This window comes from Caballeronia sp. GAWG2-1, from assembly GCF_023631405.1.
GTDB lineage: Bacteria > Pseudomonadota > Gammaproteobacteria > Burkholderiales > Burkholderiaceae > Caballeronia.
In genome coordinates, this window is the sequence record NZ_JALQDD010000007.1 from 300,407 (window position 1) to 314,593 (window position 14,187).

Here is a 14,187-nt window from a genome sequence, read left to right on the forward strand (position 1 = left end):
GATGCGGCGATCTAAATTCTGTATGCCACGCCTTGGCATTTCGCATTCGAAGTCTGCGTGGATTTATTGAACCTGGTTGAGGCTGTCCGTCATACGTGCGATTTGAATTCCGTATGCCACGCTCCTGCACTTCGCATTCGAATTCCGCGTGATTTGCACGCCCGATGGCCATCCCGTCGAACGCAGCAACTTGCATCCTGCGTGCCACGTCCCTGCATACCGCATTCAAACTTCGCGATAAACCTTGGCGAAGCGCGCCGCCTTCACGACGCCATAGTCGCCCGGCGCATACTGCATGACCCAATCGCCCGCCTCGCCGGTGAGCACGTCGCCATCGTCTGACCGCGCGATGGAAAAAGGCTCATGCATCTCCCGCGCAAGAACCACGCTCGGTTTGTTGCGATAAGTCCCAGCCTCGCCATGCGCGATGCCGCCTTCCGGCACGTACTTGGGATCGAACCGGTCACGCGACACGACCCAGCGTTCATGCGTCGCGCCAGTCACGATAGCGTCGCCGGGCGCATAGCGATTCGGACCTTCCAGGCTCATCAACTCGCCCGGCGCAGCGGCGAATTCCACGGTCACGGCTTCGTCCTTGACGACGCGGCGCGCGGCAGCATCTGTTGTGAGATCGAGGCGGGATAGATGGAGCATGATTAGTCGGCCAATGCGGTTGCGGTGCGGGATCGTAACGGCAATCGGATGATTTTGCATCCAGAATACGAAAAACCCGCTTCGTTCGCCATGATGACGCCCGATGCGGGTTTTGGCAAAGCTGCCGAATGCCAAGCATTCAAGCGCTTACGCGCTGCGGCTTAAGGCTTCGTCGTCGATGCCGGTTGTGCTGCGCCCGCGCGCGACGGATGACGAGCGCGTGCATTCTTTGCGCGATCATGATGCTCTTGACGGAAGCTCATATCGGCAAGCTTCTTCTGCTCCGGCGAAAGGCTTGCGTAAAGCGGCTCGAAAGCCTCAACCAGACGTTTTGTGCCGTCTGCATTCGCCTGCGTGATCTGCTCGTATTGCTTCATGTCATCGAGCGCGGACATGGTGTCGCGTTGTGCAACGCGTTGGCGGTATAGATCGCCCACCGTGTGCGCGTTGTCGCGCATCACGTCGGCGAACTTCGACCACTGATCTTCCTGCTGCGATGTGATCTTGAGGCTTGCATGCAATTGGGCGATACGTTCTTCCACGCGAGCTTCGCGCTTCGTGGCGCCGGGCGCCGATGCCGCCGTCGTGGCGGAGGCAGATGCCGCGGAGGGCGCCGCAGTCTGTGCGAACGCGGCGCTAAGCATGCAAGATGCGGCCAGTGCTACGAATGTTTTTTTCATTCTGAAACCTTAGTCGAAGTAAGAGAAAGCGCGCTTGCTGGTTGATCTCAGTCAAGGCAGAAACGTCGTCGGCGGTTATTAGTAACACGCCCGCCTGACAATTCGCCTCGATTGCCACAACTGCTTACATCCGATACTTCTCTGGAAAATTCTGTTAAGGAAGCTCAAGCAAGATCGGGCGGTGACGTCGGCGATAATCCTGCTTGCGGCCGATTGCATACCGCATGCGGTACACAAAACGCATAACGCAATACAAACGCCAAACATCACAGCGAGAAGGACGACATGAGACCCCCGCGCCTCGACCAGCTCGACGACATCGACCGTAACCTCGTCGCGCTATTGCAGACGAACGCGCGTGAAAGCGTTGCCGATCTCGCGCGTCAGCTGGGCGTGGCGCGCACCACAGTCATCGCGCGCATGGCGCGGCTCGAAAAGAACAACGTGATAGCGGGCTACGGCGTACGGCTAGGCCAGGACGTGCTCGACGCCAGTATTCAGGCTTACGTCGGCATCAAGCTCGCGCCAAAGTTCGGCCGCGACGTGCAGAAACGCTTCGCGCGCATGCCGGAGATGCAACTGCTTTGCGCGGTAAGCGGCGAGTTCGATTACGTCGCTTGGTTGCGTGCGGACTCGCCCGATCGCCTGAACGACTTGCTCGATGAAATCGGCGCACTGGAAGGTGTGGAACGCACCACCACCTCGATCATTCTGGCGCGCAAGATCGACCGTTCGAGTTAGGGCGATACAAAACGCAGCGGAATATCGTCAAAACGTCGAAAATTATCGTCGATACGCATCATTTTGCGTCTAGGATCAATATTCGTCGGTCCCTAAACTGTATTCAGCATGCCTTCCCAGGCGACACAAAATGCAAAATACACTAGGAGAACAACGATGAAAGTAGCGTTAGTCGGCGCCGGATTGATCGGCAAGAGCATCGCCCACTTGCTTCGTGACACAGGAGACTTCGAAGTCGTTGCATTCGATCGCGACGAACAGGCGCTCACCGCGCTCGAAGCGGAGGGAATTGCGACTCGCCGCGTCGATTCCGCCGATACGCCAGCGCTGCGTCAGGCGCTCCACGGCTTCGACGCACTCGTCAACGCCTTGCCGTATTACCTTGCCATCAGCGTTGCATCGGCGGCCAAGGCGGCGGGCGTCCATTATTTCGATCTGACCGAGGACGTGCGCGCAACGCATGCAATTCGCGCCATCGCGGAGGGTTCGGACGTGGCCTTCATGCCGCAGTGCGGGCTTGCGCCGGGTTTCATCGGCATCGTCGCCCATGATCTGGCCGAGCGGCTCGATAACGTGCGCGAAGTGAAAATGCGCGTCGGTGCGCTGCCCGAGTTTCCGACCAATGCGCTCAAGTACAACCTGACATGGAGCATCGACGGACTCATCAACGAGTACTGTCAGCCATGCGAAGCGATCCGCGATGGCCGCACGCAATGGGTCCAGCCGCTCGAAGGCGTCGAACATTTTTCGCTGGATGGCATCGAGTACGAGGCCTTCAATACTTCGGGCGGGCTCGGCACGTTATGCGAGACGCTGGCGGGCAAGGTGGAATCGCTCGACTACAAGTCGGTTCGATACCCCGGCCATCGCGATCTGATGAAGTTCCTCCTCGACGATCTGCGCATGTCGACCGATCGCGACGGTCTCAAGGCAATGCTCAAGCGCGCAGTGCCATCGACTTCGCAGGACGTGGTGCTGATCTTCGTCACGGTAACGGGCATGCGCGGCGGCCCATCGGGACAACTCGTGCAGAACGTCTTCACGCGCAAGGTCTTTGCCAAGGAAGTCGGCGGCATGCCGATGAGCGCAATACAGATCACGACGGCGGGCGCCATCTGTGCCGAGCTCGATCTGTTCCGCGAAGGCGTGCTGCCGCAAAGCGGGTTCGTGCGTCAGGAGCAGGTGCCGCTCGCGGCGTTTTTGAATAACCGTTTTGGAAAGCTCTATCAAGGCGCGAATATGGTTTCGAGCGCGCCGCGGATGGCGACGCTCTGAAACAGCCACTTCAGATACGCCTCGTCGGTCTGCGGGGCAATAACGGACATGAGAGCGCACCTGAGAGCGGACATGAAGACAGCGCCACTTCGGCATTTTGCATGCACGCTGCCACACCTCAAGCCTGATCGATTACACGCTGATACCGCTTCATCAAGGGCGTCGCCGTGACGCCATGAATGATCACCGACGCCACGATCACCGCGATGACAAGCGGAACGAGCGGCTTGGCCACGTCCTTCGGCGCCTGCTCGATTGCATACAAAAGATAGTAAAACGAGCCGACACCGCGTATGCCGAACCAGCTCATCAGCCGCCGTTGCGCGCCATGTGCGCCCGATCCGATGAGCGATGCCTCCACCGACAGCGGCCGCGCCACGAAGAATAGGCAGCCGATCAGCAAGGCCGCTTGCCACGTGAATAGCTCGCGCCAGATAGTGGCGAGCACGGCGCCGACCATCAGCATGATCGCGACTTCGGCGATACGTTCCAGTTCGATCGTGAAGCCATGCACGCGCTCGGCCATGAAGGCGTGCGCGCGGGCCGGATCGGATGCAGTGGCGCCGACATCGTCGGCGTCGATCGTGCCGACCGCTTCGCGCGCGGACTTGTCGCCGCTCGCTTTCTGTTCTACGCGTCGCATGGCGAGTCCCGCCGCGAACACGGCGAGAAATGCATACGTGTGCAGCAATTCGGCCACGCCATACGACAAGGCGATCAGTCCTAGCGCATAAAAACCTTCCGGACCGAGCGCCTGTCCGTGGCGCGTGCGCAGATAAGCCACGAGCCGCACAGCCAGTTCCCCGAGGAACCAGCCGCTGCCGAGCGCGCCGGCAATGCCCCACAAAGCCTGCAACGCGAAGCTCCAGTGCAGCACCGCCGCAGGCGACGCTTCGAAACGGCATACCGCGATGCCGAGCAGCGCGAAGGGCAACGCGATGCCATCGTTCAGTCCGCCTTCGCCCGTCAGCGAAAAGCGCAACAAGTCGATGTCGCCAGGCTTTTCGACCTGGACATCATGAGCGAGGACAGGGTCGGTCGGCGCGAGCATCGCGGCGAGCAGCAGCGAAGGCCCCCAGCTGAAGCCGAGCACATACACGCAAAAGACGGTGAGCAGGGCGACGGTCAAGACCATCGCGACCACGCCGAGCCGTAGCGGCAGTATCCAGATGCGGTCCGTGGGCGGCACGCGCAGACGCAAGCCGATGGCAAAGAGCGACGCGAGCATCGCGACTTCGGTGATGCGTCGCAAAACCGTGGCGTCGGTCGCGAGATCGAAATGCAGCATGTTCGCCGCGCCCGGCCCCAGCACGAAGCCAATGGCGAGGTAGCACATCGCGGTGCTGATCGGCAAATGCCGGAATGTCGAACTGGCGAGCCCCATGAAAATGAGCACGCCGCCGACGATGAGAAACCACATCGTCTCGGTCATGGAAGCCCTGTTCGATTGTTTCGAGGATGGCGGGAAGCCGTCTGGATCCTCGTTTGCATTCTGCATGCAGGATCAATGCAAGCGGCTGAGAAGACAACAGCAAGCACGTCACATGCCCATGCTTGCAGCAAACCTGCTTGGGCCCGACGATCCGCGTAATATTGGCTGGCTAATTTGCGTTTTGCATGCTGTATCCATTTGGTTCGGCGACACCGGTCCAGCGTGCGCATTTAGGAGATCAAGGCATGTCACAGCACTTCGATGCGGTCGTTATCGGTACCGGTCAGGGCGGCTCGCCGCTTGCCGTGCGGCTGGCACAGGGCGGAAAACGAACCGCCGTGATCGAGCGGCATCTTTTTGGCGGCACGTGCGTGAATGTCGGCTGCACGCCGACCAAGACCTATGTGGCGAGCGCGCGCGCCGCGCATGTGGCGCGCACGGCGGCAAAGTACGGCGTGATCGTCGGCGGCGACGTGAAAGTGGACATGGCGCGCGTCAAGGCGCGCAAGGACGAGGTCATCGCCGGCTCGCGCAATGGCATCGAGGCGTGGCTGCGCGGCACGCACGACATCACCGTATTCGAGGGACACGGGCGCTTCACCGGTCCGCATGCGCTGCAAATCGAAGCCGCCGATGGCTCGCAGCAGGACATCGACGCGGACATGATCTTCATCAACACGGGCACGCGAGCGTCGGTGCCGAAGATCGACGGGCTCGACGGCGTGCCGTATCTCACGAATTCATCGATTCTCGAACTCACCGAAGTGCCCGAGCATCTCGTCATCGTGGGCGGCAGTTATATCGCGCTCGAATTCGGGCAGATGTTCCGACGCTTCGGCAGCCGCGTCACGCTTCTGGTACGCGGCGAGCGCATCCTTGCGCGCGAAGACGAGGACGTCGCGCTTGCGATGCAGGACGTGCTCCAGCGCGAAGGCATCGAGTTTCGCTTCGGCACGGAACCGCGTCGCGTGGAAACGCAAAACGGCGGCGTGCGAATCGTCACCGAGGGCGAAACGATCGATGCCTCGCATCTGCTGTTCGCCACCGGCCGCACGCCGAACACGGACGATCTCGGTCTGGAACACGCGGGCATCGTGCCGGACAAGCACGGCATCATCGAAGTGGATGGGCAATTGCGTACGCGCGTCGAGGGCGTATGGGCGCTGGGCGACGTGAACGGACGGGGCGCGTTCACGCATACGTCGTGGAACGATTACGAGATTATCGCGGCCAACTTGCTGGATGGCGAAACGCGCAGCGTCGATACGCGCATCATGGCTTACGCCGTGTTCGTCGATCCGCCGTTCGCGCGTGTCGGCATGAGCGAGGCGGAGGTCAGGAAGGACGGGCGTGAGGCGCTCATCGCCACGATGCCGATGTCGCGCGTAGGCCGCGCGAAGGAACGCGGTGAAACGGATGGCTTCATGAAGGCGCTCGTCGATGCCCGCACCGAGCGGATTCTAGGCGCGCAGATCTACGGCATCGAAGGCGACGAGGTCATTCATACGTTCATCGACATCATGAATGCCGACGCTTCCTACAAGACGCTGCAGCGCGCCATGCACATTCATCCGACGGTGAGCGAACTGGTGCCGACGCTTCTCGGCATGCTCAAGCCATTGAAGTGACTATCAAACCTTGACGGATGGTTCGGCGGTGCCGGCCTCGGCTTTCTCCGCTCCGCGCGTCTCCGGCATCGCGAGCCAGACGAGCAAGACGGCGAGCGCGCCCGCAGCGGCGAGGCCGAAAAAGCTCATCGACGTGCCGAAGCGATCGGCGGCAAAGCCTGCGGCCGCAGTCGACAAGGTTGCTCCGACGCCCGCTGCCAGCCCGAAGAAGCCGATGGTCAGGTTGTAATGCCCGCGCCCGCCGGCGACATCGGCGGCGATGAGCGGCAGCATCACGCCGAAGACGGCCGCGCTGATGCCGTCGAGCATCTGGACCGGCACGAGCAGATAAGGGCTGCTGACGCCGGCGAAGAGAATCGCGCGCAGGGGCAAGGCGCAAAATCCGATGATCAGAACCGGCCGGCGGCCCCAATGCTGCGCCTTGCGCCCGACCCACGGCGAGAGCGCCGCGACGATGAACTGCGGCACGATGATGCACGCCGCGATCACCAGTTGAACGTTGTCGCCCATGTGCGCGGTGACTTCGCCGGCGGCAAGATTCAGCATCGCCGCGTTCGAGAGATGGAACAGCACCACGCAAGCCGCGAAGATCAGCAGGCGCCGGTCTTTCAGAAGCTCGCGCAAGGACTCGCGCTCTTCGCCTTCCGGCGTCAGGTTCGGCTTGCCCGCAGGCATGCGCGGCACGACGGGCGGCGCATCGTAATGAATCATGCGCAAGGCGAAGATTGCCGGCAACGCGAGCGCCGCCGTGAGAAAGAACACCGAGCGCAAGGACAGATATTCTCCGAACGCGCCCATCAACGCGGCGGTCAGCGCGCTGCCTATGGACGCCCAGCGCGCGTTGCGGCCGAGCCGGTCGCCGAGATCGGCGCGCGAGACGAGTGCGAGCGAAATCGCGGCCATCGCCGGGACCAGCATGCAGCTCGCGAAGCCGTGCAGCACTTCGGCGGCGAACACCGGAATGAAGGTCGGACTCGCTGCGAGCAACAACGCACTCGCGATGATCGCGACGATGGCCGAAAGCGCGGCGAACTTCTTGTTGCGCATGGCATCGACGAGCGCGCCCGCGGGCAGCTGGCTCGCCATCGCGCTGATGGTGCCGACCGACAGCATGAGGCCGATCTCACCCTGCGTCCATTTGTTGGCAGCGAGATAAGAGGCGATGAAAGGGCCGAAGCCCGTCTGCACGTTGGCGACGAAGAAGTTCAGCCAGTCGAGCGCGCGCAGACTTCGTGCAATTACCATGTTGTGATTCGGTTATCGATCTCGTGAATCTTCATGTGCGTCTTTTGCGTCTTTTGCGTCATGTGCGTCGTCTGCGTCATTTGTTCGGGCGCGCGCCGGACGATGCCGACGACTGCGCCGCCACGGACCCGGATGCGGTCGTGCCGGTGGACGAGTTCGAGGCCGGCGCGCCCGCCGATGCCGCAGCCGCCGGCGAAGAAACAGGCGCGGCGGGCGCGGCTACGACCGGCGAAACGATCTTGATCGGTTGCTCGGGCGAGTAGGTCGGCGAGGCCTTCAGTTGCGGTTCGGTGAAGTCCATCTGCAAGCTCGCTTGCTTGTTGCGCGTCACGACGTGCAGATCGCCCCAGTTCGCGGCCACATGGCGCTTGTCTTCCGCGAGCGAATTGCTCAGGTCGAGCACGAGCGCTTCTGGCTCGCCTTGCGAATCGACGAGCACGTCGACCACCCGTCCAATACGCGCGCCGGTCTTCTGGGTCACGGTCGAATCGACGAGTTGCAGGTAGCTCGGCGGCGCTTCCGCGACCGGTTGCGGCTTCGGCGCGGGGTCGGCGGGCTTGCCCTTGACGGCGGGCGCGGGCGGCACGAAGGTGATCGGCGCGGTCTTCGAGTTGGGCGCGAAGCGGAACGCGGTCCACGGGAAGTTGACTTTTCGGTCGCCTACGCCGAGGAAGCCGGCGAGGTTCACCATCATGAGCTTCGGCTTGGCGGCGGTATCGATATACAGGTCCACCGCGCGGCCCACGACCTTGCCATCGGCGCGCTGCACTTCGGCATCGAGCAGGCCGTGCAGCTGATCGTGCTGCAGGATACGCGTGGAGATGATCGGCGGGGGCGGAGGCGGCGGCTCGGGCGCCTCTTGCGGCTGCACGATCACCGGCTCCGGCGGCTTCGGTTTGACGATACGGCGTTTGGGCTTTGGCGCGGGCGCGGGCTTCGGCGTCGATGCGGGCTCGGGCACGGCGGCGACAGGCGCGGGTTCCTCGGGCTCGGTGCTCTCGGTTTCGTCCGGCGTCGGAATATACGAATGCTCGACGATGGGCGCGGGCGTCTGCACCGGCAAGAGTCCGCAGGCGGACAGGGCGAAGGCCGCGAAGATCACCGCGAGCGTTGCAAGCGGGAATCGCTCATGCCGCGCAGGGTGCCGCATCAGCGATGCGACAGCGCGCCAGGCGAGGCGCATAGCGAGCATCCCCGCTACGAGGCCGAGCGCGGCGAGGCCGGTCGTCGACGCATCGCTTCGATGCGAGAGTCCGCCTGTCATCACAAAAGCTCCATGGTTCCGTGTCACCTGTCGATCGGAGCGGGCACTGCGCGCCTCGCTCCAGTGCCATGCAAGAGGGCGGCTTCGTTACCGTGCATTCAGCGCGGCCTTGCCAGAGAGCGTGTCACGCGCGCCGTCACACATCGGACGGGCGTGTATGCGTGCTCGCCGCCTTCGCAAGACGCGCGGCAGTGTCCGGCGCGCCCATTTTTTCGGCGGCGTCGCGTGCGGAGAAACCGCCCTTGTCGCGCGCATCCGGATTGGCTCCACGCGCGATCAGATATTCGACGATCTCCACGCGATTGAACATGGCCGCGATCATCAACGCCGTGCGTCCGTCAGGCGATGCGCCTTCGACATCGGCGCCATGTTCGAGCAGCGTCTCGATTACTGGCTTGTAGCCCTTGAAGGCCGCGCCCGCGATTGGCGACTGGCCGTTATCGTTGCGCAGGTTCGGATCGGCCTTGTGTTGCAGCAGCACGCGCACGGCATCGGCGTGGCCGTGATAGCTCGCGAGCATGACGAGGCTGTCGCCCTTGTCGTTGCGCAGGTTCGGCGGCAGGCCCTTGGCAAGCAGCGCGTCGAGCATGGCGGCGTCGCCTTTGCGCGCGACTTCGAAGACTTCGGTCGCGAAGGCGATCATTTCGTCGTCCGGGCCGTCGGCGGGGCCATTTGCCGGCGAAGCGTGCTGCGGGGCGTTGCCCGAAGGCGTATCGCTGGTTGGGTCGTGCGGCATGGTCAGCTCCATGGTTTCGCGTTATCTGAATCGCGCTGCGGGCAACCGGCTGCTCATCGGGTAAGCTTGAGCGCCGCGCGGAAATCTTCCGGGAGCATACACGGGGTTGCGTGCGCGCTTCATAACTCCGGCGCGCGGCGGGCTTGGCAACGCTCGTGCGACGGGGCGGGCAGCAGGAATCGCGCCAACTCTTTCAGCGTGTGCCACCGAAGCCCTGACGCTCAACGAATCCAAACTCAACCGCTCTTCGATGACGACCACTTCCCCCGATGACGATGCCCGCGTGCGCCGCCGCGCTCCCGCCGCCGAACGCAATCGCGATGCGATTCTATCGGTCTTGACGCGCGTGCTGCCGTCCGCTGGCGTCGTGCTGGAGATCGCGAGCGGCACCGGTCAGCATGCCGTGCATTGCGCGGCGGCGTTGCCTGGCATTGTGTGGCAGCCAAGCGATGCGGATGCCGCCGCGCGCGCATCCATCGACGCGTGGCGCGAGCATGCGGGCCTCGCGAACCTGAACGCGGCGCTCGCGCTCGATGTGCGTGAGGACGACTGGCGCATCGGCGAGGACGCGGGAATCGCGGCGGTCGTGTGCATCAACATGATCCACATCGCGCCGTGGGAGGCCGCCGAGGCACTGTTTCGCGGCGCGTCGCGGCATCTTCCGGCGGGGGGCGTACTTTACCTGTATGGGCCGTATCGGCGCAATGGCGCGCATACCGCTCCGAGCAACGAAGCGTTCGACATGGAGTTGCGCGCACGCGATCCGCGCTGGGGCGTGCGCAATCTGGAGGCGGTGGAGGCGTTGGGTAGATCGGTGGGCTTTGCGCTCGAGGAAGTCGTGCCGATGCCGGCGAACAACTTCAGTCTGGTGTTTCGGCGCGGTTAAATCAGGTCGATCGGTTTGCGAGGCCCGACCGCGCCGCGAACCATCCGCGCCAGGGCACCGTCGCCATCAACGAGGCGAGGACGATCAGGCCGCCGCCGATCCATCCCGTCGCCGATACATGCTCGCCCAGCCAGACGCTTGCGAAGAGCGCGCCGAACGCGGGTTCGCTGCCCATTAAAAGCGATACGCGCGTCGGACTGCTGCGGCCAATCGCATAGTTTTGCGCGAAGAACGCGAAGAGCGTGCACGCGATCACGAGATACATCACCGAGCCCCAGAACGCGCCGTGTCCCGCGAACGACGGCAAGGGCTGCCATTGCGACGGCACGAAGAAGAACGCCAGCAGCGCGCTGCCGCTCGCGACGACGCCCGCCTGCACGGCCGTCACGGTGAGCGCCGGAAGCGGCGAGGCGCGCATCACGCGCTTGGTCACGCACACCGAGAGCGCGCGCAGCACGGCGGCGACCAGAATCAGCGCATCGCCGGGATTGAAGCTGAACGCGCCATCGCCGGCGAGCAACCACGCACCGCCGAGCGACACCGCGACCGCGAGCCACTCGGTCGCGCCGGGTTTGCGACGCAGCATCGCCCATTCGACGAGCGGCGTCATCACCACGCACAGACTGATGAGAAACGCGGCGTTCGCGGCGCGCGTGAGCATCACGCCAAAGGTCTCCGCGAGGAAGATGGCGAGCAGCAAGAGGCCGCAAGTCAGCACACCCATGAGCGTTTTCAGGTCGACACGGCGCAAGTGGCGCAGGTTCACGCTCAACAGCACGAAGGTAGTGCCGAACCGCAACGCGATGAGCGCCAGCACCGGATAAAAACCGAGCGCGTTTTTGACGACGCCATAGCTGCTTCCCCAAACCATCGCCACCACGAAAAGCAGCAAATCGGAGACAGGAAGCAGGCGGCGAACAGGCGATGCGAGGGTCATGCGACGTCTCCGGTAAGTGCTGACTGGCAGTGCCCAGCAGCGAGCCGTCATTGTCGAATGATGCGTTCATCGCGATAATCGGGTCTGGACGCACAGATTAATTGTCGCGGATGCACAAATGAACCCTTCGGATCTTTTCGACTTGCTGCCGGACATGGCGGTATTCGCACGCGTGGTCGATGCCGGCAACTTCTCGATCGCGGCGCGGCAAGTGGGCAGCACGCCATCGACGGTGAGCCGGCAAATCAAGCGGCTCGAAGACGCGCTCGCCACGCGCCTGCTTGAACGTTCGACGCGCAAGGTGCGCGTGACGGAATCGGGATATCAGGTGTATCGGCATTGCCGCGACATGGCGACGGCCGCGTCCGGCGCGGTGGATGCCGCCGGGCAACTATCCGGAAAGCCACAGGGCAAGGTCTCGCTATCGGCGCCCACGGCATATGCGAAGTCGGTGATTCATCCGCTCGTGCCAGGCTTTCTCGCGGCTTATCCCGAAGTGGATTTGCAGCTCGTGTTCAGCGATCACGACATCGATCCGCTCGCGAGCGACGTCGATCTCGTCATTCGCGCCACCGACGATCCGCCGCAAGGTCTCGCGGCACGGCGCATCGGCCGCGTGCGATGGCTGCTGTGCGCGGCGCCTCGTTATCTTCAGACGCGCGGCGAGCCCGCGCATCCGCGTGATCTTGCGCGTCACGATTGCATTCCGCTCGGCGAGACCGTGGACGATCATCGCTGGCGGTTTGCGCGCGGCGGTGAGACGGCGACGGTCGCGGTGCACGGCCGGTACATCGCCAATCACGCGGGCGCGCGGCTCGACGCGGCGGAGAACGGCATGGGCATTGCGACTCTGCCGGAGTTCGCGGCGCGCGAAGCGCTTGCGAGCGGCCGCGTGCAAGCCGTGCTGGTGGATTGGGAGGTGCAGGCGCGCGCGTATCGGGGACCGGTGTGGCTGCTTTATCCGCCCAATCGCTTTCTGCCGCCGAAGGCGCGCGCGCTGATCGATTATCTGCACGCCCATCTCGGCGAGTCAGACTGACCGAACCGGCCTGACATGGCCCACATTGACGAAACGCAGGCTGCACGCGCACCGAATCGGGCCGCGCCGTGTAGACTGCCAAAGGTCGTTCATCGCGCCGCGCATCATGCGTGGCGCTCAATCCGATCTCCTTTTCCGGAGGCGTCGTACATGCACGCAGCGTTGCCGCAGGGCGAACAGGAAGCCGGTTCGGTCGATACAACAACAAGAGCGCCGCGCGATCTGCGCCGCGTCGATATTCATCCGGATCACTGGTATCCGCTTGCATGGTCGCGCGAGGTCAAACGCGGCAAGACGCACGCCGTGAAGTTCGCGGGCGATCCCATCGTGCTCGTGCGCAGTGAGTCGGACAAAGTGTTCGCGCTGGAGGACCGCTGCGCGCATCGGCAAGTGCCGTTGTCGGCGGGTGTCGTGGATGGCGAATCCATCCGCTGTTGCTATCACGGCTGGACTTACGACTGCACCGGCCGTTGCACCGACATTCCGTATCTCGGCCGCGAACGCTTGCCCAACGGCGTGCGTTCCTATCCGTGCCGCGAGGAAGCGGGGCTCATCTTCGTCTTCACCGGCGACCCGGCCAAGGCCGACGAAGCCAAGTTTCCCAACCTCGTCTCGGCGAGCGACAAAGCCTACAAGACACGCCGTTTCGGCAAGCCCGTGAAGTGCCATTACAGCTTCATGCATGAAAACCTGATGGATATGAACCATCAGTTTCTGCATCGGCGGCAAATGGGCAGCATGCGCGCGCGCTCGGTCGGACGACGTCGCGGCGACGACTGGATCGAAGTCGATTACACCTTCGCGCGCGAGGCGGGCAAGCAGCCTATCGGGGAGGCGCTCGTGTTCGGCCAGAAACGCGGCACCAAGGCCGACGATTCGCACAAGGACGTGATGACGATTCGCACCGAGTATCCGTACCAGACGCTCAAGATCCACACGAAGGACGAGACGATGGTAATGGACCTGTGGATCGCCTATGTCCCGCTCGATGCCGAACAGCGCACCAACCGCACCTTCGGCTTGCTGTCGATCCGCCGCCCGAAACTTCCCGGCGTGCTCGATGCCGCGTGGCCGTTGCTCGTGTGGTTCACCGAGCGCATCTTCAAGGAAGACCGGTGGATCGTCGAGCGCGAGCAGGAAGCGCATGACAGGCAGGGCGCGGATCACAACCACGAAGTGTTTCCGGTCATTCTCGAATTGCGCGCTTTGCTGACCGAGCATGGCGTGGCGCACCGCGCCGGTTATGGCGATGCCAAGCGCATCCATTTCATGCAACCGGTGATGGACTTGCCGACGTCGTGATGCCACCGATTGCGGCGGCATCGCCACGGCGCTATACAAGAAGAAGGCCATTCGTCTGGAGGACCATCACATGAACGGCGACCCGACTGATCCGCGCAATCTGAACGATCCGCGCGCAACCGACCCGGCGGTTGGCGAAGCGCATCCTGGCGTCGAGCATTTCGATGCGGCGCTTTCACACGTCGATGAATCCGTCGCGGCAGGCAGGATGGCGGCCGGCGCGGCAAAGGGCATTCTCTACAGCATCATCGAGACGCTCGGCACGCTCGTCGGCGACCCGGATTTGCCTGCGCATGCGCGTTCGGGCTATGAAGGTTTGCTGGAAACAGCGCGCGAACTGCGCTCGAAGATCGACGACTGAGCCATCC

14 protein-coding genes are annotated in these 14,187 nt (G+C 63.3%); 7 read left to right on the plus strand and 7 right to left on the minus strand.

Translation table 11 applies throughout. From position 1 onward, the window contains the following. Positions 1–225: 225 nt before the first annotated feature. Together NCR98_RS06265 and NCR98_RS06270 are read right to left on the minus strand one after the other, a co-directional pair. Positions 226–654: a PGDYG domain-containing protein gene (locus NCR98_RS06265; RefSeq protein WP_250525769.1), complete on the minus strand. Its 429-nt coding sequence runs from the start codon at positions 652–654 to the stop codon at positions 226–228. Between the two features lie 161 nt (positions 655–815). After that, positions 816–1,334, minus strand: a complete 519-nt coding sequence (locus NCR98_RS06270; protein ID WP_250525770.1) for a Spy/CpxP family protein refolding chaperone — start codon at positions 1,332–1,334, stop codon at positions 816–818. Between the two features lie 285 nt (positions 1,335–1,619). Here NCR98_RS06270 and NCR98_RS06275 point away from each other — a divergent pair, with 285 nt between their 5' ends. Then, positions 1,620–2,075, plus strand: coding sequence for an Lrp/AsnC family transcriptional regulator (locus tag NCR98_RS06275; protein ID WP_250464575.1), 456 nt, complete (start codon positions 1,620–1,622; stop codon positions 2,073–2,075). A 156-nt stretch (positions 2,076–2,231) separates the two neighbouring features. Then, the gene (locus NCR98_RS06280; RefSeq protein ID WP_250525771.1) at positions 2,232–3,350 is read left to right on the plus strand and encodes a saccharopine dehydrogenase family protein; all 1,119 of its coding nucleotides are present in this window, start codon (positions 2,232–2,234) and stop codon (positions 3,348–3,350) included. Positions 3,351–3,468: 118 nt separating this feature from the next. Here NCR98_RS06280 and NCR98_RS06285 read toward each other — a convergent pair whose 3' ends face one another. Further along, the gene (locus NCR98_RS06285) at positions 3,469–4,782 is read right to left on the minus strand and encodes a cation:proton antiporter (RefSeq protein ID WP_244827819.1); all 1,314 of its coding nucleotides are present in this window, start codon (positions 4,780–4,782) and stop codon (positions 3,469–3,471) included. Between the two features lie 245 nt (positions 4,783–5,027). Here NCR98_RS06285 and NCR98_RS06290 point away from each other — a divergent pair, with 245 nt between their 5' ends. Then, entirely contained in the window at positions 5,028–6,410 is a 1,383-nt protein-coding gene (locus tag NCR98_RS06290; protein WP_250525772.1) for an FAD-containing oxidoreductase, read from the plus strand. A 3-nt stretch (positions 6,411–6,413) separates the two neighbouring features. Here the strand turns inward: NCR98_RS06290 and NCR98_RS06295 are convergent, their stop codons facing one another. The 3 genes from NCR98_RS06295 to NCR98_RS06305 all read right to left on the minus strand — a co-directional run bounded on the left by NCR98_RS06295 (position 6,414) and on the right by NCR98_RS06305 (position 9,562). Next, the gene (locus NCR98_RS06295) at positions 6,414–7,655 is read right to left on the minus strand and encodes an MFS transporter (RefSeq protein WP_244827821.1); all 1,242 of its coding nucleotides are present in this window, start codon (positions 7,653–7,655) and stop codon (positions 6,414–6,416) included. 76 nt (positions 7,656–7,731) lie between these two features. Beyond that, entirely contained in the window at positions 7,732–8,919 is a 1,188-nt protein-coding gene (locus tag NCR98_RS06300) for a PRC-barrel domain-containing protein (RefSeq protein WP_250525773.1), read from the minus strand. Between the two features lie 136 nt (positions 8,920–9,055). Further along, positions 9,056–9,562, minus strand: coding sequence for an ankyrin repeat domain-containing protein (locus tag NCR98_RS06305; RefSeq protein WP_250525816.1), 507 nt, complete (start codon positions 9,560–9,562; stop codon positions 9,056–9,058). A gap of 343 nt (positions 9,563–9,905) precedes the next feature. Here NCR98_RS06305 and NCR98_RS06310 point away from each other — a divergent pair, with 343 nt between their 5' ends. Then, positions 9,906–10,541, plus strand: coding sequence for a DUF938 domain-containing protein (locus NCR98_RS06310; RefSeq protein WP_250525774.1), 636 nt, complete (start codon positions 9,906–9,908; stop codon positions 10,539–10,541). Position 10,542: 1 nt separating this feature from the next. On the opposite strand, the gene NCR98_RS06315 is transcribed toward NCR98_RS06310, so the two are convergent. Further along, positions 10,543–11,478 (minus strand): DMT family transporter, encoded by a 936-nt coding sequence (locus NCR98_RS06315; protein ID WP_250525775.1) that lies wholly within the window; start codon positions 11,476–11,478, stop codon positions 10,543–10,545. A 118-nt stretch (positions 11,479–11,596) separates the two neighbouring features. Between NCR98_RS06315 and NCR98_RS06320 the strand changes: the two genes are divergently transcribed. The 3 genes from NCR98_RS06320 to NCR98_RS06330 all read left to right on the plus strand — a co-directional run bounded on the left by NCR98_RS06320 (position 11,597) and on the right by NCR98_RS06330 (position 14,180). After that, positions 11,597–12,517, plus strand: coding sequence for a LysR family transcriptional regulator (locus tag NCR98_RS06320; protein WP_250525776.1), 921 nt, complete (start codon positions 11,597–11,599; stop codon positions 12,515–12,517). A 150-nt stretch (positions 12,518–12,667) separates the two neighbouring features. Further along, positions 12,668–13,819 carry a Rieske 2Fe-2S domain-containing protein gene (locus NCR98_RS06325; protein WP_250492436.1) on the plus strand — a complete coding sequence of 384 codons (1,152 nt, stop codon included), beginning with the start codon at positions 12,668–12,670 and terminating at the stop codon, positions 13,817–13,819. Between the two features lie 70 nt (positions 13,820–13,889). Further along, positions 13,890–14,180, plus strand: coding sequence for a hypothetical protein (locus tag NCR98_RS06330; protein ID WP_244827827.1), 291 nt, complete (start codon positions 13,890–13,892; stop codon positions 14,178–14,180). The last annotated feature ends 7 nt before the right edge of the window (positions 14,181–14,187 follow it).